Source organism: Nitrosomonas halophila (assembly GCF_900107165.1).
GTDB lineage: Bacteria > Pseudomonadota > Gammaproteobacteria > Burkholderiales > Nitrosomonadaceae > Nitrosomonas > Nitrosomonas halophila.
In genome coordinates, this window is sequence record NZ_FNOY01000014.1 from 1 (window position 1) to 18,353 (window position 18,353).

The following is an 18,353-nucleotide window of genomic DNA, read 5'->3' on the forward strand; positions in this document are numbered from 1 at the left end:
TTCTGCTTCCGAGGCGCTTTCCCTGCTCTTCGCTGGGAAACTGCCTGATTTTATGTTGCAGAATGACTGAGAGAAAGAATACGCTGAATAGTTACCTTTTTTTTCTCATGACCGCACCCTGCCTTGCTCAGATATGCATTTGCAGAGTCAACCAGCGCATAGCCAGCGAGCGCCTTGCGGCCAAGCAATATAGGGTAATTGAGGGCGCGGCGGTCAATCAGGCTGAATTCAACTGACCGTACTTCATCGGCCAAGCAAATATCCATGCTGACCACGGGACGCTCCTGAGGAGGTCCGCTGTGCTGCTTGATTTTCACCAGACGGACCAACGGCTGTTCGATTTCAATCGAGCGCTCATCTTTAGCGGTTTTGAAATCGAATGTAAATTTGGCCCACCGTTTGCCGTTTTTCTTGAACACATGGATATCGCGCGCGCTCATGGAAGAAGTATTGGCGCCGGTATCCAGACGCGCCCGGGTTTTCAGTCCCCATGGCTCCAATCGGACAAACTCGACCCAACCAAGAATTTTCAAAGCATCGGGCGTGGCAACGATTTTATCGGCCGATGCCATGCCATACGGCATCAGCAACAGCAGGAGTGCAATCGCGGCAGACAGCACACGCTTGGCTAGACTAATCATTATCGGATTTCTGATTTGTTCAGTAATAGAGTTTAAAAATCGTTTACAGTCTGAATGGATCTTGTCAGGCCTAGGAGGCTGTCCGAAAATAGACCGATCTACTGCGAACGAGCCTGATTGGCCGGATTTTCCGATTATTTTCGTTAAATAGAACGACTATTCGCCTCAAATAATCGGAAAATCCTGCTCAATCAGCCTCGCTCTCGCTACAATCGCTATTCTCGGACAGCCTCCTAGCGTAGCAGACGCAAATACATTGAGCGGGTGAAGGGAATCGAACCCTCGTCTTAAGCTTGGGAAGCTTCTGCTCTACCATTGAGCTACACCCGCATGCTAGAATGGTCAGCTTATCATTAAAGTCTACCTTAACCACGGTATTTTTAATACTATGCAACTCACGATCAACGGTCAATTACAAAGTTTTGACGGCCAGATGAGTGTGCAACAGCTGATCGAGTGCCTGTCATTGCAAGACAAACGCATTGCCATCGAATGCAACGGGGAAATCATTCCCCGCAGCAAGTATCCTGAGCAAATTCTGGGTGAGGGCGACCAGCTGGAAATCATCGTGGCGGTCGGTGGCGGCTGATACGCCCAGGTGATTGCAACCCGCTCGCTCCAGGACAGTCTGGTAATTAAACCTAATCATTGAAATATTTATGGATCCACTCGTCATAGCTGGTACAAGTTACAGCTCTCGGCTATTGGTCGGGACAGGAAAATACAAGGATTTCACTGAAACCCGCGCCGCAGTCGAGGCAAGCGGCGCGCAAATCATTACGGTAGCGATACGCCGCACCAATATCGGCCAAAATCCGGATGAACCCAATCTGCTGGATGCCCTGCCCCCCTCCCAATTCACACTGCTTCCCAATACCGCCGGCTGCTATACCGCCAAAGATGCAGTGCGTACCTTGCGCCTGGCACGCGAACTGCTGGACGGACATTCCCTGGTCAAGCTGGAAGTGCTGGGGGATCAGCAAACCCTGTTTCCGGATGTCGTCGCCACGCTCGAAGCGGCAGAGATCCTGGTCAAGGAGGGTTTTCAGGTCATGGTCTATACCTCGGATGACCCGATCGTCGCCAAACGACTGGAAGAAATTGGCTGCGTTGCCATCATGCCGCTGGCCTCCCTGATCGGATCCGGCATGGGGATTCTCAACCCGTGGAATCTGCAAATCATCATAGACAATGCGCGGGTGCCCGTGCTGGTAGATGCCGGCGTCGGCACCGTTTCGGATGCGGCGATTGCGATGGAGCTTGGTTGCGATGGGATATTGACCAACACCGCCATTGCGGGTGCGCGCAATCCGGTGCAGATGGCCTCGGCCATGCGCAAGGCAGTGGAAGCCGGGCGCGAAGCTTATCTGGCCGGACGGATGGCCAAGAAAATTTATCAGGCCAGTCCAAGTTCACCGCTCGAAGGCATTATTACCAGCACCTCCAACACGATTGCAAACAACTAGGCGCCAGGTTGCTCTGGACGATTGATCGCTTTGTCCTCACCCCTCTCCCGCTCGATTCGCAGCTACGTGCTGCGCCAGGGGCATTTTTCGAATGCGCAGCGGCAAGCCTGCGAAACCCTGTTGCCAATCTACGGCATACCCTTTACTGAAAATACGATTGACCTCGACCAGATTTTCGGACGGTCGGCACCCCGGATTCTGGAAATCGGCTCAGGCATGGGGGAAACCACCGCTGCCATCGCCAGCCAGCAGCCCGATAAGGATTTTCTGGCGATCGAAGTACATCTGCCGGGTATTGGCAGCCTGCTCGAGCTGATCAGAAAGCTGCAGCTCACCAACCTGCGCATCATTTCGCATGACGCAGTCGCTGTCATACAACAGATGCTGCCCGGCCAATCACTGGATGGTGTCCATATTTTTTTCCCGGATCCATGGCCCAAGGCACGACACCACAAACGCCGCCTGATTCAACCGGATTTCATCGCATTGCTCTGCGAACGGATCAAGCCCGGTGGCTATCTGCATCTTGCCACCGACTGGCAACACTACGCCGAACATATGCTACAAGTATTGCGCGATGAACCACGCCTGACCAACACAGCGACCGACTACGCGCCCCGCCCCGCCTATCGTCCCTTGACCAAATTTGAGCAACGGGGCCTGCGGCTGGGTCACACCATCCGGGATCTGATATTCATCCGCAACTCGGCATGATTCAATAGAATCCTGCCTAGGAGGCTGCCCGAGAATAGACTGATCTACTGCGGACGAACCTGCCAGGCGGGATTTTTCGATCATTTTCGTTGAATAGAACAACTATTCGCCTCTTAGGGCTCGTTAATGATCGAAAAATCCCGCTCAGCCAGCTTCGCCCTCACTACGATCGCTATTCTCGGACAGCCTCCTCGTCCTCGCTCATGCGGAAGGCCATTCAGAGCGGCTGCAGCGACCAGGCCCCTGACGCTGGTTTTCTGACCGGGGCAAGAATATTTCCAGCAAGTCGTTGAGAAAACGCCTGCCCTGCAAAGTTGGGCGGATGCAGTCATGCCGCCATTCGATCAATCCTCGCTGCTCGGCTTCGGTCAGTTGCCGCTGAATCGCCGCTGTCGTCAGGCCAGTATGCGCCTGCAAAAGGCCAGGATCGAACCCGTTCGCGATACGCAGCGCATTCATCATGAATTCAAAAATGCGGTCCGGCGCATCCACTTCCTGTTCCACCGCGATCAGATCTTTTATATCGGCCTGGCTGGCCAGCGCCTGTTCCAGATATTGCCTGGGATGTTTATAGCGCATATGCCGCGCGATTCTATCCTGGAAGCTGATTTTGCTGTGCGCGCCTGCGCCAATGCCGAGATAATCGCCGTACTGCCAATAGTTCATATTATGCACGCAGTGCTGTCCAGGGCGGGCAAAAGCGGATACCTCATAATGCTGATAGCCGTTGTCTGCCAGCATGGTTTCGATCATGCCCTGCATATCTGCCGAAAGCTCTTCATCTGGCAACCGGGGCGGATTGCGGTAAAACGGCGTATTGGGCTCGATTGTCAAATGATAAGCTGAAATGTGGGGCGCACCCAGCATCACTGCACACTCGATATCCTGCCGCGCCTGGTCCAGTGACTGATGCGGCAATGCATACATCAGATCCAGATTGAGATTATCAAAATACTTCAGTGCCGTTTCTGCTGCCAGCCGTGCTTCCGCGCCATCATGAATCCGTCCCAATGCCTGCAGATGACGAGAGTTGAAGCTCTGTATACCGATCGAAAGCCGGTTGATGCCGGCCGCCTGAAAATCCCGGAACTTCTTCGCCTCGAAGGTTCCAGGGTTAGCTTCCAGCGTGATCTCTGTGCCCGGGGCAAGCGGTAACAGCATCCTGACATGTGAGAGGATCGCATCGATCGAAGCGGCACTGAACACACTTGGCGTCCCGCCACCAAAAAAAACACTGACAACCGGCCGGCCCCAAATCAGCGGCAGCGACAATTCGAGATCGCGCTTGAGCGCCGCGACATATTCGGATTCGGGCACGCCATCACGCCCGTTGATCGCATGCGAATTGAAATCGCAATATGGGCATTTCCGCACACACCAAGGAATATGGATATAAAGACTCAGCGCAGGCAGCACCCTCAACCGGGGAGACTTCGAAGCAGATAAAGACAAAAGTGGCGTGATTGTATTCATACCGGTCAAATTTGGTTAGCCTGGGAACCTGGGTTGGACGCATAGACATGCATGAAATTCACGGCAAACTTCCTGGCCACAAGCACACAGACGCATGCGTCACGACACCCGATCCGGCAGATCTTTAGACAGTATTGTGACTAGCTTGGCCAGCGCCTGTCCGCGGTGGCTGATCAGGTTTTTTTCTTCCAGTGAAAGCTCGGCGGAAGTTTTGTTCAGTTCCGGCAGAAAGAAAAATGGATCATAGCCGAACCCCCCTTCTCCCCTTGGTTCCAGAATGATTTCGCCCCGCCATACGCCTTCCGCGATAATGGGTTGAGGATCGTGTGCATGGCGCAGCAATACCATAACGCAATAATAATAAGCGCTGCGATCGGCATATGCACGCAGCGTCTCGACCAGTTTCTGGTTATTGCGTGCATCCGATTTGGGCTCACCCGCATAGCGCGCGGAGAAAACACCCGGCGCGCCCCCCAAAGCGTTGACGCAGATCCCCGAATCATCCGCCAGCGCAGGCAAACCGGTCTGCTGACTGGCATGCCGTGCCTTGACCAGGGCATTCTCCACAAAGGTGGCATGCGGTTCGTCCACTTCCCCGATTGTGCAAGATGCTTGGGAAATGGTTTCGATACCCAATGGTGCGAGTAATTTCTCGATTTCTCTCAGTTTTCCGGCATTGCTGCTGGCGATGACAATCTTGTTCAGATGCGATGTCATTTTCAATTTAATGGGTTAATAATACGCTCTGGGTTATCTCAAGTTCAGTGCGGTGCATGCAAAGCATCCTGCGCTTCATACATCGAAGCAGGATACGAACCAGCCGGCCTGCAAACTGGCCCATGTTTGCCGACAAGCGGTGTCAGGCCCGGGAAGCAGCAAGCGCCTGCTTCTGCAAACTAAATAATTCCAGCAATCCCTGCTGCGCGATATCGAGCATGACTTGCAAATCCTGACGACTGAATGCGGCCCCTTCGGCAGTTCCCTGAATTTCCACCAGTCCCAGACTGCTGGTCATCACCACATTCATATCGGTATCGCAGCCAGCATCCTCGACGTAATCGAGATCGAGCAAGGGCTGTCCGTTCAGCATGCCTATCGAGATGGCCGCCACCTGCTCCCGGATCGGGTTCTCCACGATCATTTGCTGCGCGGCGAGCCACCCAACTGCATCGCTCAGCGCCACGAATGCGCCCGTGATGCTGGCGGTACGCGTGCCGCCATCCGCTTGGATCACATCACAATCAATATGAATGGTACGCTCGCCAATCTTGTCCAGATCCAGCACTGCGCGCAGCGCCCGGCCGATCAGACGCTGGATTTCCATCGTCCGCCCCGATTGTTTGCCCTTTGCAGCCTCCCGCGGCATTCTTTCACCGGTTGAGCGCGGCAGCATGCCATACTCAGCTGTCAGCCATCCCTGGCCCGTGCCTTTCAGAAACGGCGGCACATTTTCAAGCACACTGGCCGTACAAATGACCTTGGTTTCGCCACACTCGATCAATACCGAACCTTCGGCATGACGGGTATAGTGGCGCGTGATCCTGACCGGACGAATCTGGTCAGGGGCGCGATGATTGTGTCGCTGCATGTCCTTCGCCTGTTAAATAAGAAGCAAGTGAAAAGTTGGGTAGCAGATGCGGGTCAGGTAGAAAACCGGTAGCTGGGTTTGTCCGGCGCGCCGGTGGAAACAGTCAACACTTCATGACCGGCCTCGGTTACCAGGACGGTATGCTCCCATTGCGCGGACAGGCTGCGATCCTTGGTAATCACTGTCCAGCCATCCGGCAGCGGCTTGATGGCGGCCTTGCCGGCATTGATCATGGGCTCCACCGTGAAGATCATGCCGGGTTTCAGTTCGATACCCGCTCCACGACGTCCATAGTGCAGCACCTGTGGATCTTCATGAAATTTCGCACCGATACCATGCCCACAGAACTCCCTGACAACACTGTAACCCGCGTTTTCGGCCACACGCTGGATAACATGACCGATATCCCCCAGGTGTTTGCCTGGCTGGATTTCCTCGATACCCCGCCACATGGCCTCGAATGTCAGTTCACAGAGCCGCCTGGCCTGAATGGAAGGTTCACCGACATAATACATGCGGCTGGTATCGCCGTGGTAGCCTTTATAGATGACCGTCACATCGATATTGACCACATCACCTGCCTTGAGCTTTTTGTCTCCCGGTATACCATGACACACCTGATGATTAACCGAGGTACAGATGGATTTCGGGTACGGGCTGTAGCCAGGTGGCGCATAATTGAGCGGCGCCGGGATCGTTTTCTGGACATCCACCATATATTTGTAACAAAGTTCGTCCAGCGCCGCAGTCGTGACGCCTGGCACCACATAGGGCTGAATATAGTCCAGCACTTCTGCTGCCAGCCTGCCGGCCACACGCATGGTTTCTATTTCTTGGATGGTTTTAATATGAACTGCCACGCCTACTCCAGATTCATTCAATGATTTTGATAAACATTCAAGCTTGCTAAAAAAGTCTGCGCCAGAATTGGTGGCCGGCTAATCGGCATGCATTCTAACAGCCTCTAGGAGCCTGAAGCGCAGAACAACCCCGCGCCAGCCTTATGGCGCATGGCTTGTACCCTAAGACTGAAAATAGCTCAGAGATATATTGCTTCATTAGATGCGGTCACATTCAGTCATTTCCAGACCGGTACCGGGAAAACGTTGCACGATTGACTGCAGTTGCCGGGCAAGCTGCGCACTGGGCCCGCGTATCACGAACACAAATTGCTGAAATATATGTGCGCTATGCTTTACATGAGCCAGCCCCTGGTCTCGCAATTGTTTGACGAGCGCATCGGCAGCCGGTTTATCGCGCAATATGGCCAATGCAATCGTATTATGCCACGGCCCCTCCCCATTTTCCTGTATAAGCAAATGCGGCACCTTGAGCTTTTTCAGCACATCGATTTGCCGTGCGATCTCCTGCGGCGTTTTCAGTGCAGGGATATGCACCCAATAAACTGCAACCTTGCCTTCGGGCACCTCGGTCAAGTGGCTCTGCCCGAATGGCAATTCAGCAATGACGGTTCTGGCCGGCTGCAAGACAGGATCGAGCAACTTGCCCCATTTGAGACAGGCCACCTTGTCCGGCAATAGGACGATCTTCTCGGGATGCAGCAAAGATGGCTGTGCAGTCGGTTTGTCACCCGGGCCCACATTAAAGTAAAGTGCAGCCGAGATATTGGCTAACAATAAAAAAACAAAAAACTTTTTCATCCTGTCGATTTCGATTCAGCCACCATTGCCGTTTACTGTAACCCGCAAACCTTGCTAGAATGCAGGGCTCTTTACAGTTTTTTTTATAAAAAATTTCAACCCTATAAAATCATGAAACTCATTGAAAACGCTGCGGTAGTCATCACACTCCTGTTTTCCGGCCTTGCGCTTGCCGGTTCTCCGTCTACAGACGGCGACGCCGAGAAAGGCAAGGAAATCGCAATGGGCGTCTGTGCGGGCTGCCACAATGCTGACGGCAACAGTATTATTCCAACCAATCCGATTCTTGCCGGGCAATACGCTGTCTACACCGCCAAGCAATTGATGGATTTTAAATCAGAAGAGGGCACACCTGCCAAACGGGACAATCCCGTCATGGCCTCCATGGTGACACCCTTGAGTCAAGACGATATGCAAAATCTGGCTGCCTATTATGCCCAACAAGCCCCCCAGCCCGGCATGGTAAGCGACGAGTCCCTGATTAATCTAGGCAAACAGCTGTACAATGGTGGCAATCTGGAAAACTCGATCCCGGCCTGCTCAAGCTGCCATTCTCCCGATGGCAAAGGTATTCCGCCCCATTATCCACGTCTCGCTGGCCAGCATGCGGCTTACACGCTGTCCCAGTTGCAGGCATTCCGCCAGGGCACCCGCCAAAACGACACCAACAATACCATGCAATCCATCGTTTCACGCATGAGCGTACAAGAAATGAAAGCAGTTTCCGAATTTATCACCACACTCAAATAAATTCAGACCGGCCCCCGGTCACCTGCATTTCGATCTTCCATGCTTCGATAGCGGCCCAACCCAATCGGGCGAGGCTGCTATCAGCGAAGCAAGCCCGGCAAGCAGCCGGGTACAAATCTCACTTTTTTCGTTCGTCCATCACACCATCTCATAGCCGCTCAAACAAGCAATCCAGGCACAGGCCGGTTTCGCTTGCGTTTCATCGCCCGTATTGCTTGCGATTACGGCGCCGGCGGCTATGCGCGCGCCGGGCCTCTTGCTCACTTGGCGGCGGCGCTTTCTTATCGGCATAAGGATTATGTCCGGTTCTGAACTCTACCCGCAGCGGCGTGCCTTTCAGCCCAAAGACTGTACGAAAGGTATTTTCAAGATAGCGCCGGTAAGTTGCAGGCACATGCCCGAGCATCGATCCATGCACGATAATCAACGGTGGATTGGAGCCTCCCTGGTGCGCATAACGCATTTTCGGCCGTGACATACCGCCACGCGGGGGAGGCTGCTTGCTCACCGCAGCCAACATGGCGCGCGTCAGGCGCGGCGTGGGGATATGCGCCATCGCTGCCGCATAGGCTGTATCGACCGATGGCATCAATGCCTTCAATCCACGCCCATACAGAGCGGAAATATAATGCAGGCTGGCGAAATCCAGGAAAGCGAGCCGGCGCGCGAACTCGCGTTTAATTACATCGCGCTGATAATCATCCAGACTATCCCATTTATTGATCGCAACCACCAGCGCGCGGCCGGTTTCCAGAATAAACCCGGCGATATGCGCATCCTGATCGGAAATACCTTCTTTTGCATCGAGCACCAGTATGACCAGATTGGCTTCCTCAATCGATTGCAGCGTTTTGACCACTGAAAACTTTTCCAGCGTCTCCAGCACCTTGCCACGCCGACGCAAACCGGCGGTATCGATCAGCGTATAGCTGCGCTGATCGTATTCAAAATCGATATAAATACTATCCCGGGTGGTGCCGGGCTGATCGAAGGCGATGACGCGCTCTTCCCCAAGTAGCGAATTGATCAGTGTTGACTTCCCGACGTTTGGACGCCCAACAATCGCAATCCGGGGATGTTTTGCCTGCTGCGCATCGGCATCCTCCTCGTAGGGATAATCTGCCAGCGCCAGATCGATCAGATCAGCGATATGATCGCCATGCAGGGCAGAGACGGCACAGGGATCACCCAGCCCCAATTCATGGAATTCAGACGTAATGATCGACGTTTGCATGCCTTCGGTTTTGTTGACAACCAGCAGGATTTTCCGGCCGGTTTTGCGCAACTGTTCGGCGATAATCTTGTCATGCGGGGCCAACCCTTTCCGGCCATCGACCACAAATAACACCACATCGGCTTCATCCACTGCCTGTAGGGTTTGCCTGGCCATGGCATGCAAGATGCCGGATTTCACCACTGGTTCGAAACCACCGGTATCCACGACAAGATAGGGCTTGAGACCGATCTTTCCATGTCCATAGTGCCGATCACGGGTCAATCCCGGAATATCCGCCACAATCGCATCACGTGTGCGGGTCAGACGGTTGAATAGCGTCGATTTGCCGACATTCGGACGCCCAACGAGTACCAGCGTGGGTTTCATGATAAAAGCCAGTGAAAAGAATAGGAGAAAGGAATCATCCTGGATTTCCCAGGCAATAATACCGAAAGGAGAATAAGCGTTTTAACAAGAGATCACTTGAACCAGATATACACGCAATCGAGCGCTTCATGACCAGCAGTCACAACCATGACATAATTCAGACAGATCAGAAGAAAATACGTCACTACAACGCAAACGCGTACAGACCACCTTTGCGTGTTTGGACCACGAAACCATCGGGCAAATATTCCGGACGTGCCTGGATAGCGCTATCATCCGTGGGTGACCGGGCCACCAGCGATCCATCCTGACGATTGAGCAACAGGACATGCCCGCTATCATCCCCTATCACCAGACGCATCCCTCTGGCAATCATGGGGGCTGAAAGTTTACGACTCCCCAATTTATCCCGTTTCCAGGCCAGCACGCCACTGCTTTTATCGTAGGCGATCACGGCGCCGCGTTCTTCACTGATGTAGACATAGCTGCCATCCATGATCAGGCCGGCATTACTCGAAGTATCCTTGGCCCAGATCTGATTGCCGGTGGTAATTTCAAAGCAGGCGACTTTCCCATGATAGGCCACTGCACAGACCTCATTCCGGTCCATGACTGGCAAACTGCTGATATCCGTCATGCGCTCCAGCTCGGTCACACCATGGGGTTCGGCAACCGTCACTTCCCAACCGACATTACCGTTGAGCAGATTCAAGGCGATCAGCTTCCCCCCCGGGAAGCCAGCAAAAATAGCCCCGCGCGATATCAGCACACCGGCAAAGCTCCGGACTGTCAACGGCGGGGTCGCACCTTGATAGATCCACACCCGCTTGCCATCGGCCGCATCCAGCCCAAATAGCCGGCCATCGCCCGTGCGCACCACGACAATGCCGCTATCCGCCTGGGGCGGACTCAAGATTTCGCTGGTAACGCGTGCCTGCCACAATGAATTGCCGGATTCATCAAAAGCGAGCACCTCACCCTTGTAAGTGCCGAGCAGGATCATGCCATCCCCGACACCCACTCCTCCTGACAATTGATGATCGGTATCCACGCGCCAAATCTCCCGACCGGTTGCCGGATCAAGCTTCACCAGCCGGCCATTCTCCGCAGCAGCATAGAGCGCGCCGTTTTCGTATACCGGCGCGAAAACCGCAGTCTTGCTTTCCCCCAGTTTCACTTGCCACAACGATTCGAGCTTGGGCAACGCCTCCAGGGCAGCGATTTCAGCCTCGTCGATGACGGCTTCGTCATCGCTACTGAACAGATCGGTGAAATGGCCGCCACCCAGGTCGCTCAGGGACGCACACCCGCCCAGCAGTGTCAACTGAGTCAGTAGCAACAATAAGCCAGCACGTGCCGCCCAGCTGCTGACAAGTGAAATCAAATCATCTATCAGTAAGGAAGTTCTGCCAATCACTGCTGATCGTCTCGCAACGCATCCATTTTCATTTGAATAACATTCTGATAAGCGCTTTGTCCGCTCATGTGATCGAGCGCCTGTTGATAGGCCGCGCGCGCTTCACTGATTTTTCCGGATGCGGCCAGCGCGTCTCCCCGCACATCCGCATACAGACCGGTAAATGAGGCTCCATGCCGCACATTCAGAAGCGCCAATGCCTGCTCTGGTTGCTGCTCGTCCAGCCACACACCGGCCAGGCGCAAGCGGGCCAGATCCTGTATTTCAGGCTCATCGCCATGATCGAGTATCCATTGCAGCATGTCCTTGGCACTTTGCCGGTCACCCGCCTGGGCACTGGCATGCGCGGCCACCAAGGCTGCCCGGGGGGCATAACCGCTTGCCGGGAAGCCCTCGATCAGCAACAAGGCAGCATCCTTGATTTTATTCGCATCACCGCTCTTCTCGACCTGCTGCTGTAATACCGCATACAAATCGGCTGCCTGCTGTCTCTGTTGTTTTTGATAGTGATTCCACAACTGGCTGCCTGCAACCGATGCCGCAAAAACGGCCGCGACCAGCAGCACGGTGCCGCCATGCGCCGCCCACCAGGCTTTCAGCCGGTCAATCTTTTCCTGCTCTTCAAAATTGTAGGTTGACATCTTGATTGTTTTCCGAGAATTGAATTAAACATTTCGCAGCAATGCGGCGGCCTCCGCCAAATCGGCCTTGACCTGCTCTGCCGCTTCGCGCAAGGGTTTGATACTGATCTCACCGGCCAGCGCTTCGTCATCGCCAATGATAGCGGCAAAGCGCGCGCCACTGGCATCGGCTTTTTTCATTTGCGCCTTGAAACTGCCGCCACCGCAGTGCTGCATCACTTTGAAGCCCTCATCCCGCAAGGTTTCGGCCACTTTCCAGGCAAATTCGGTTGCCGCCTCACCCTGATGAACCAGATAGACGTCAGGAACAGCCGCTACGCCTTCCACCTGGTTCTCAAGCATCAGCGCCAGTATGCGCTCGACACCCATCGCAAACCCGCACGCTGGCGCTGGCTTGCCGCCGATTTGCGCGATCAGCCCGTCATAACGTCCACCGGCGCAAATAGTCCCCTGCGCGCCCAGTTTGTCCGTCACCCATTCAAAAACCGTGCGATTATAATAATCCAGCCCCCGCACCAGGCGAAGATTGATCTCGAAATTGATCCCCTGATTGCGCAGAATCTGTTGCAATGACTCGAAATGCTTGAGCGAATCTTCATCCAGATCATCCAGCAGGCGCGGCGCCCCTTCCAGAATCTCGCGCATGGCGGGATTTTTGCTGTCGAGAATGCGTAGCGGATTGCTATGCAATCGCCGGCGGGCGTCCTCATCCAGTTCATCAGCAAACTTTTCGAGATAGTTGATCAGGCGGCTGCGATAGACCGTGCGGGATTCGACGCTGCCCAGCGTGCTGATCTCGAGGCGGACATCGGGAATGCCCAGCAGGCGCCACAAGCGCGCGCACATGAGGATAAGTTCCGCATCGATGTCCGGCCCCGCCAGGCCGAGCGCTTCCACGCCAACCTGATGGAACTGGCGGTAACGGCCTTTCTGTGGGCGCTCGTGACGGAACATCGGCCCGCTGTAATAAAGCCGCTGCGGACCCGCATACAGCAGGTTGTGTTCAATCACCGCCCGCACACAGGCGGCCGTGCCCTCCGGGCGCAGCGTCAGGCTCTCTCCATTGAGATGATCGATAAACGTGTACATCTCTTTTTCGACGATATCCGTGACGGCGCCAATCGAACGCACGAACAAATCGGTCTGTTCGACAATCGGCGTGCGCAGATTGCGGTAGCCATAGGCGCTCAGCCACTGACGAATGGTATCCTCGAAAAAAGCCCAGAGCCCCGTTTCGTCGGGCAGAATATCGTTCATTCCGCGCACCGCCCGGATTGAATTAGACATTGGCGACTTTCTTCCGGTATTTGGTGCGCACGTATTCGTCGACAATCGCGCGAAATTCGCCAGCGATATTGTCGCCCTTCAGCGTGACCGTCTTCTGTCCATCCACGAAAACCGGTGCGACAGGATTCTCGCCCGAACCAGGCAGACTGATGCCAATATTGGCGTGTTTGCTCTCGCCCGGCCCATTGACGACACAGCCCATGACCGCAAGCGTCATATTTTCGACGCCATCATATTGCTCCCGCCAGTCGATCATTTGCTCACGCACATAGGCCTGTATGCTTTCCGCCAGCTCCTGGAAATAAGTGCTGGTGGTGCGCCCGCATCCCGGACAGGCGGCAACCAGCGGAACAAAGGCCCGCAGGCCCATGGTCTGCAGAATTTCCTGGCCCACGATGACTTCACGGCTGCGATCGCCACCGGGCTCGGGTGTCAGCGAGATGCGTATGGTATCGCCTATGCCTCTGAACAACAGCACGGACAGGGCGGCCGTCGACGCGACGATACCTTTCGAACCCATGCCGGCCTCGGTCAAACCCAAATGCAATGCATAGTCGCATTGTGCCGCCAGTTCACTGTAAACCGCGATCAAATCCTGCACACCGCTGACCTTGCACGACAACACGATGCGATCACGGCCCAATCCCAGCTCTTCTGCCTTGGCCGCGCTTTCCAGGGCGGATGTGATCAATGCCTTGCGCATCACCTGGGCTGCATCCATCGGTGACGCCGCACGGGCATTTTCATCCATGATGCGCGCCAACATGGTCGGATCGAGGCTTCCCCAATTGACACCGATACGGACCGGCTTGTCGTACTTGCAGGCGGTCTCGATCAAGGTTGAGAATTGTTCGTCGCGTTTCTTGCCCTGCCCCACATTGCCGGGATTGATGCGATACTTGGCGAGCGCCTGCGCGCATTCCGGATAAGCAGTCAACAGCTTGTGACCGTTGAAATGGAAATCGCCCACCAGTGGCACATGGCAGCCCATATCGTCCAGCCTGGCGCGAATGCCCGCAACCGCCCGGGCAGCTTCCATGGTGTTGACCGTAATCCTGACCAATTCAGAGCCCGCCCGCGCGAGCTGGGCCACCTGCATGGTAGTGGCGATTTCATCGGCAGTATCGGTATTGGTCATCGACTGCACCACGATAGGCGCATCGCCCCCAATTGTGACCGAACCCACTTTGACGCCCACGCATTTTCTACGTGAACTTGGAATATTATTAGATGACATGTCGTGTAATGTAGATTTCAAAAATACCAGGCTAAATCAGGCGGTAGATCAGGTTATTCGAGCGAGAAGCGGGCAACATCGTCATTGCCGCGCGTGTACGGCGCAAGATCGACCGTCCGTCCGTTATAGGTAAGCGCGACCCCATGCGCATTGCCAATCACCAGATACAGAGGCGGTTTCCCTGTAATCATCCGCTCGGTGCCACGGGCATGCGTTTTTTCAAGGATGACCTTGCCGTCGCTGTCCTTGATCTTGACCCAGGAATCTCGCGAAAAAGCAAAATGCAGGGATTTCATGCCATCATCCGGCACTTCAGCAACGCTCGCATCCGCTGCCGAAGATTGCGGCAAGGCAGCGGTAACGGTTGGCGCCTGCTGTGCCACGACGGGCGGCCGGTCGGAATACTCAACCGGAGAAGAAGGCGCCATCGGCAAGGACAAATCAATCGCGGTTTGGCCAATTCCACTTTGGGGGCTGATCAACTCGGCTGCATCAAAGCCTTCCAGCAAGGATGATGGCGCCTGCTCCACCTTGTCATTCTGATACAACCCGTAAACCAGCAGACCCGCCACCAGCAGCGCGACAGTATATAGCAAACCCGGCCGGCCACGATTGCGCCGGTTAAATACCGGCTCGATCGACTTGAAGCGCTGCGCCAGAATTTCATTCGAATGACTGTTTGCGGGTGTAAACTGCGGCAATGCTGCCAACAATTGCTTGACATTATCGAGCTGCAACAGGTTTGCGTAATTACGTACATACCCGCGCAAAAAAGTTGTGGACGGCAATTTCGCAAAATCCTCTGCCTCGATGGACTCAACTTGCTGTTCAGTCAGCCGCAGTCGCCGGGCGATCTCACCAATGCTCAGACCGCGCCGAGTTCGCTCCTCCCGCAGTATACGCCCGACATTCGCCACGCCATTTGTGGTCTCGACATCTGCCGTTTGGCCAGCCGGTGCAGCCTGGGAAAGGGATGCATGTGTCTCAGTCTGCCTGGATGGCACATCGGCCTGATTCTCAGGCTGTCCGCTATTTTCCGGTTGCGCGGCAGCCAGCACCTCCTCTGGCTGCTGCGCAGTCTTAGACTTATTTTTTCCGTCAGTATCATTCATGATTCAACCTACCTGCACGCAATGCTTTGGCTTCCCTGGAATCAGGAAAGCGCCGTTGTAATTGAAAAGCATAATTCGCCTCCGCGTCAACATCCTGCCCCGCCCGTGCGATACGAAGCGCCAACCACAGGCTCTCGGGTGCGGCAGGATATGTCTGCAGATAGTGAATGATGCCGGACCGGGCCGTTTGCAGGCGGCCACGCTTGAAGTCCAGTTCGATCAGACCACGCTGCGCCAGGGCATCGGCAGGACGAATAACCAGGGCCTGTTGAAAAAATGCCTGCGCCTGTTCGAAATGATTCTGTTTCAGGACACACAGCCCTGCATTGGCATAAGTTCTCGCAGGCTTTTCATACAATGGATCCCGGATTGCCGCCATAAAATGATTCACCGCCCGTTCCATCTGATCGGGTTGGCGTTGACACAAAAACCAGCCAAAATTGTTATGTATATCCGGATCATTTGGCGCCATGCCAAGCCCTTGTTCAAAATGCCACGCCGCCCGCGCATCCTCCTGCAAATCCATATAAATCAGCCCCAGCATATTATGAGCCGGCGCATAATCCAGTTTGGCCCGCAGCGCTATTTCCGCTTCCTCGATCGCGACTCGATACTGACCGCGGTGATAGTATTGACCAGCCAGCTCGGTATGGATGGTTGCACTTTGCAGCGCGCGCTGTTTCAACCCCTCGGCCGAACGTTCATCCTGGGCCGGCGAATGCGCACAACCGACCAGCCAGACCACACATCCAGCAAGCAAGCCAGCATACCGTTTTTTCACCCGCGCGCGCAATTCATTCAACCCTTCTCCCCTGCCCGCGGCGCCTCAACCCGTGATCGCGGTATCGATCGCAGCCCGCACTCGCGTGCGGCGGGTCTTGTCCTGCACTTGTCCAGCCAACTGGCCGCAGGCCGCATCGATGTCATCCCCCCGGGTTTTGCGCACCGTCGCGACAATGCCGGCCTGCATCAACACATCGCGGAACGCGCTGATGGCCGCTGTTTTCGATCGCTGGTAACCCGAGGCTGTAAAACCGTTGAATGGGATCAGGTTGAGTTTGCACGGAATGTTTCTCACCAGCCGCACCAGCTCGCGCGCCTGTTCGATACTGTCATTGACGCCATCCAGCATGACATATTCAAACGTCACAAAATCCCGGGGCGCAGCCGGCAAATAGCGTTCACAGGCGGCCAGCAATGTCTGGATCGGGTATTTCTTGTTGATCGGCACCAGATGATCGCGCAGCGCATCGTTTGGCGCATGAAGTGAAATAGCCAAGGCAACCGGGCACCGCTCGCGCAGGCGATCGATGGCCGGCACCAGGCCGGATGTACTGACCGTGACCCGCCGGCGTGACAGCCCATAGGCATAATCGCTCAGCATCAGATCGAGCGCGATCACCAGGTTGTCGAAATTGGCAAGTGGCTCGCCCATGCCCATCATGACGACATTGGTCACGGCACGGGAAGCCGAAGCAGGCTCTCCGGTCGCAACGGCCTCATCAGCCTGCGCCCGGAGCAATTTGTTTGCCCACCACAGTTGGCCAATGATCTCCGCCGCAGTCAAATTGCGATTGAAGCCCTGCCGCCCGGTCGAGCAAAAGCTGCATGCCAGCGCACAGCCCACCTGGCTGGATACACACAATGTGCCGCGGTTGGGCTCCGGGATGAAAACCATTTCCACCGCATTGCTGGCGCCGGTCGACAGCAGCCACTTACGGGTACCGTCGCTGGCGGTATGATCGCTCACGATTGTTGGCGGCTGGATCATAGCGAGCGCTGCCAGCTTGCTCCGGAACCCCTTGGCCAGATCGCTCATCTCCGCAAATTCCGATTGGCCAAATTGATGCATCCAGCGCAGCAATTGTTTTGCGCGATAAGGCTTCTCGCCCGCTTCCTGACAAAAGCGGATGAGTCCTGTTTCATTAAAATCGAGCAAATTAACCATTAGACCAGACTTTCAAAACTTGCCGGCATTTCACATGCCGCATGGGATGGAATCAACCGGGAAAACCGGTAAGACCATGCATGGCACGCAAAGTGCCACAACCCTATGCATTGGATACAGACAGCCGGCGCACCCGCTCATGCCAGCGGCAAAAGCCGCGTACGCCAGCGCCGGCAGACACTCAGCGTGAATAAATATTCAGGCTGGGGAAAAAGCAGGCAATCTCGACCGCTGCCGTTTCCGGTGCGTCGGAACCATGCACGGCATTGGCATCGATGCTCTCGGCAAAATCAGCACGGATCGTACCCTTATCCGCTTTTTGCGGATCAGTCGCGCCCATCAGCTCGCGATTCTTGGCGATGGCATTCTCGCCTTCCAGCACCTGGATCATTACCGGCCCCGAGATCATGAACTCGACCAGATCATTGAAGAAAGGACGTTGCCGGTGCACCGCATAAAAATTTTCTGCCTCGAGCCGCGATAAATGCGTCATGCGCGCCGCGACGATCTTGAGACCCGCCGCCTCGAAACGGGCATAAATCTGACCGATGACATTCTTGGCCACGGCATCCGGTTTGATAATGGAAAGCGTTCTTTCAACAGCCATCAAATACCTCATAAAATTAGTTTGTTGTAAACGCTTATTCTAACAAAAAACCTTGCTGGCATTTGACAAACCGCATGGCTAGGAGGCCGTCCGTTTGCAAACATTTATTGCCGGCATCATTTTGATTGGATGCATAAACCGGCCAACCCAATCAGCCAACCGCTTCCGGCAAGCTTGCCAAAGCAGCCCGCGCACGCCAGCCTGGGTT

At 55.0% G+C, this 18,353-nt stretch carries 19 protein-coding genes and 1 tRNA gene; 4 read left to right on the forward strand and 16 right to left on the reverse strand.

Going from position 1 to position 18,353, the window contains the following annotated elements:
* Positions 1 to 50: 50 nt before the first annotated feature.
* On the reverse strand, positions 51 to 641 hold the full coding sequence (locus BLV85_RS05065) for an ATP-dependent zinc protease family protein (protein ID WP_245725094.1): 591 nt from the start codon (positions 639 to 641) through the stop codon (positions 51 to 53).
* Between the two features lie 259 nt (positions 642 to 900).
* A tRNA-Gly gene (locus tag BLV85_RS05070) sits at positions 901 to 971 on the reverse strand.
* Positions 972 to 1,029: 58 nt separating this feature from the next.
* Here BLV85_RS05070 and thiS point away from each other — a divergent pair.
* The 3 genes from thiS to trmB all read left to right on the forward strand — a co-directional run bounded on the left by thiS (position 1,030) and on the right by trmB (position 2,821).
* Entirely contained in the window at positions 1,030 to 1,230 is a 201-nt protein-coding gene (thiS, locus tag BLV85_RS05075; protein WP_090412830.1) for a sulfur carrier protein ThiS, read from the forward strand.
* A 70-nt stretch (positions 1,231 to 1,300) separates the two neighbouring features.
* The gene (locus BLV85_RS05080) at positions 1,301 to 2,107 is read left to right on the forward strand and encodes a thiazole synthase (RefSeq protein ID WP_090412832.1); all 807 of its coding nucleotides are present in this window, start codon (positions 1,301 to 1,303) and stop codon (positions 2,105 to 2,107) included.
* Between the two features lie 21 nt (positions 2,108 to 2,128).
* Entirely contained in the window at positions 2,129 to 2,821 is a 693-nt protein-coding gene (trmB, locus tag BLV85_RS05085) for a tRNA (guanosine(46)-N7)-methyltransferase TrmB (protein WP_425433782.1), read from the forward strand.
* A 201-nt stretch (positions 2,822 to 3,022) separates the two neighbouring features.
* On the opposite strand, the gene hemW is transcribed toward trmB, so the two are convergent.
* From hemW to BLV85_RS05110, 5 genes are all read right to left on the reverse strand, one after another.
* Positions 3,023 to 4,294 (reverse strand): radical SAM family heme chaperone HemW, encoded by a 1,272-nt coding sequence (hemW, locus tag BLV85_RS05090; protein WP_090412835.1) that lies wholly within the window; start codon positions 4,292 to 4,294, stop codon positions 3,023 to 3,025.
* Positions 4,295 to 4,393: 99 nt separating this feature from the next.
* Complete coding sequence (gene rdgB / locus BLV85_RS05095) at positions 4,394 to 5,011, reverse strand: RdgB/HAM1 family non-canonical purine NTP pyrophosphatase (RefSeq protein WP_090412838.1); 618 nt, start codon at positions 5,009 to 5,011, stop codon at positions 4,394 to 4,396.
* Positions 5,012 to 5,153: 142 nt separating this feature from the next.
* A complete protein-coding gene (rph, locus tag BLV85_RS05100) occupies positions 5,154 to 5,882 on the reverse strand; it encodes a ribonuclease PH (protein WP_090412841.1) in 729 nt (242 codons plus the stop codon).
* Positions 5,883 to 5,935: 53 nt separating this feature from the next.
* The gene (gene map, locus BLV85_RS05105) at positions 5,936 to 6,742 is read right to left on the reverse strand and encodes a type I methionyl aminopeptidase (protein ID WP_090412844.1); all 807 of its coding nucleotides are present in this window, start codon (positions 6,740 to 6,742) and stop codon (positions 5,936 to 5,938) included.
* A 198-nt stretch (positions 6,743 to 6,940) separates the two neighbouring features.
* Positions 6,941 to 7,543 carry a hypothetical protein gene (locus BLV85_RS05110; protein ID WP_090412845.1) on the reverse strand — a complete coding sequence of 201 codons (603 nt, stop codon included), beginning with the start codon at positions 7,541 to 7,543 and terminating at the stop codon, positions 6,941 to 6,943.
* Positions 7,544 to 7,654: 111 nt separating this feature from the next.
* On the opposite strand from BLV85_RS05110, the gene BLV85_RS05115 reads away from it, so the two are divergent.
* Entirely contained in the window at positions 7,655 to 8,293 is a 639-nt protein-coding gene (locus BLV85_RS05115) for a c-type cytochrome (protein WP_090412846.1), read from the forward strand.
* 199 nt (positions 8,294 to 8,492) lie between these two features.
* Here the strand turns inward: BLV85_RS05115 and der are convergent, their stop codons facing one another.
* From der to ndk, 9 genes are all read right to left on the reverse strand, one after another.
* A complete protein-coding gene (gene der / locus BLV85_RS05120) occupies positions 8,493 to 9,896 on the reverse strand; it encodes a ribosome biogenesis GTPase Der (RefSeq protein WP_090412848.1) in 1,404 nt (467 codons plus the stop codon).
* A 184-nt stretch (positions 9,897 to 10,080) separates the two neighbouring features.
* Entirely contained in the window at positions 10,081 to 11,280 is a 1,200-nt protein-coding gene (gene bamB / locus BLV85_RS05125; RefSeq protein WP_176973936.1) for an outer membrane protein assembly factor BamB, read from the reverse strand.
* Positions 11,281 to 11,309: 29 nt separating this feature from the next.
* Positions 11,310 to 11,954, reverse strand: a complete 645-nt coding sequence (locus tag BLV85_RS05130) for a YfgM family protein (RefSeq protein ID WP_090412851.1) — start codon at positions 11,952 to 11,954, stop codon at positions 11,310 to 11,312.
* Positions 11,955 to 11,978: 24 nt separating this feature from the next.
* Positions 11,979 to 13,241 carry a histidine--tRNA ligase gene (gene hisS / locus BLV85_RS05135; protein ID WP_090412859.1) on the reverse strand — a complete coding sequence of 421 codons (1,263 nt, stop codon included), beginning with the start codon at positions 13,239 to 13,241 and terminating at the stop codon, positions 11,979 to 11,981.
* Positions 13,234 to 14,478 carry a flavodoxin-dependent (E)-4-hydroxy-3-methylbut-2-enyl-diphosphate synthase gene (ispG, locus tag BLV85_RS05140; protein ID WP_090412862.1) on the reverse strand — a complete coding sequence of 415 codons (1,245 nt, stop codon included), beginning with the start codon at positions 14,476 to 14,478 and terminating at the stop codon, positions 13,234 to 13,236. The genes hisS and ispG overlap by 8 nt, the downstream gene beginning before the upstream one ends.
* A 53-nt stretch (positions 14,479 to 14,531) precedes the next feature.
* Positions 14,532 to 15,590, reverse strand: a complete 1,059-nt coding sequence (locus BLV85_RS05145; RefSeq protein WP_090412865.1) for a RodZ domain-containing protein — start codon at positions 15,588 to 15,590, stop codon at positions 14,532 to 14,534.
* Positions 15,583 to 16,392 carry a type IV pilus biogenesis/stability protein PilW gene (pilW, locus tag BLV85_RS05150; RefSeq protein WP_245725095.1) on the reverse strand — a complete coding sequence of 270 codons (810 nt, stop codon included), beginning with the start codon at positions 16,390 to 16,392 and terminating at the stop codon, positions 15,583 to 15,585. Before pilW ends, BLV85_RS05145 begins: the two co-directional genes overlap by 8 nt.
* 24 nt (positions 16,393 to 16,416) lie before the next feature.
* Positions 16,417 to 17,538 carry a dual-specificity RNA methyltransferase RlmN gene (gene rlmN, locus BLV85_RS05155; protein WP_090412867.1) on the reverse strand — a complete coding sequence of 374 codons (1,122 nt, stop codon included), beginning with the start codon at positions 17,536 to 17,538 and terminating at the stop codon, positions 16,417 to 16,419.
* Between the two features lie 181 nt (positions 17,539 to 17,719).
* On the reverse strand, positions 17,720 to 18,145 hold the full coding sequence (ndk, locus tag BLV85_RS05160) for a nucleoside-diphosphate kinase (RefSeq protein ID WP_090412870.1): 426 nt from the start codon (positions 18,143 to 18,145) through the stop codon (positions 17,720 to 17,722).
* Between the last annotated feature and the right edge of the window lie 208 nt (positions 18,146 to 18,353).

Excerpts from the sequence above, each read along its gene's own strand:
- BLV85_RS05080 (WP_090412832.1), top strand. The coding sequence starts at position 1,301 with ATGGATCCACTCGTCATAGCTGGTACAAGTTACAGCTCTCGGCTATTG.
- hisS (WP_090412859.1), bottom strand. The coding sequence starts at position 13,241 with ATGTCTAATTCAATCCGGGCGGTGCGCGGAATGAACGATATTCTGCCC.
- BLV85_RS05145 (WP_090412865.1), bottom strand. The coding sequence starts at position 15,590 with ATGAATGATACTGACGGAAAAAATAAGTCTAAGACTGCGCAGCAGCCA.
- ispG (WP_090412862.1), bottom strand. The coding sequence starts at position 14,478 with ATGTCATCTAATAATATTCCAAGTTCACGTAGAAAATGCGTGGGCGTC.
- BLV85_RS05110 (WP_090412845.1), bottom strand. The coding sequence starts at position 7,543 with ATGAAAAAGTTTTTTGTTTTTTTATTGTTAGCCAATATCTCGGCTGCA.
- rlmN (WP_090412867.1), bottom strand. The coding sequence starts at position 17,538 with ATGGTTAATTTGCTCGATTTTAATGAAACAGGACTCATCCGCTTTTGT.
- rph (WP_090412841.1), bottom strand. The coding sequence starts at position 5,882 with ATGCAGCGACACAATCATCGCGCCCCTGACCAGATTCGTCCGGTCAGG.
- BLV85_RS05065 (WP_245725094.1), bottom strand. The coding sequence starts at position 641 with ATGATTAGTCTAGCCAAGCGTGTGCTGTCTGCCGCGATTGCACTCCTG.
- thiS (WP_090412830.1), top strand. The coding sequence starts at position 1,030 with ATGCAACTCACGATCAACGGTCAATTACAAAGTTTTGACGGCCAGATG.
- der (WP_090412848.1), bottom strand. The coding sequence starts at position 9,896 with ATGAAACCCACGCTGGTACTCGTTGGGCGTCCGAATGTCGGCAAATCG.
- rdgB (WP_090412838.1), bottom strand. The coding sequence starts at position 5,011 with ATGACATCGCATCTGAACAAGATTGTCATCGCCAGCAGCAATGCCGGA.
- hemW (WP_090412835.1), bottom strand. The coding sequence starts at position 4,294 with ATGAATACAATCACGCCACTTTTGTCTTTATCTGCTTCGAAGTCTCCC.
- BLV85_RS05115 (WP_090412846.1), top strand. The coding sequence starts at position 7,655 with ATGAAACTCATTGAAAACGCTGCGGTAGTCATCACACTCCTGTTTTCC.
- BLV85_RS05130 (WP_090412851.1), bottom strand. The coding sequence starts at position 11,954 with ATGTCAACCTACAATTTTGAAGAGCAGGAAAAGATTGACCGGCTGAAA.
- ndk (WP_090412870.1), bottom strand. The coding sequence starts at position 18,145 with ATGGCTGTTGAAAGAACGCTTTCCATTATCAAACCGGATGCCGTGGCC.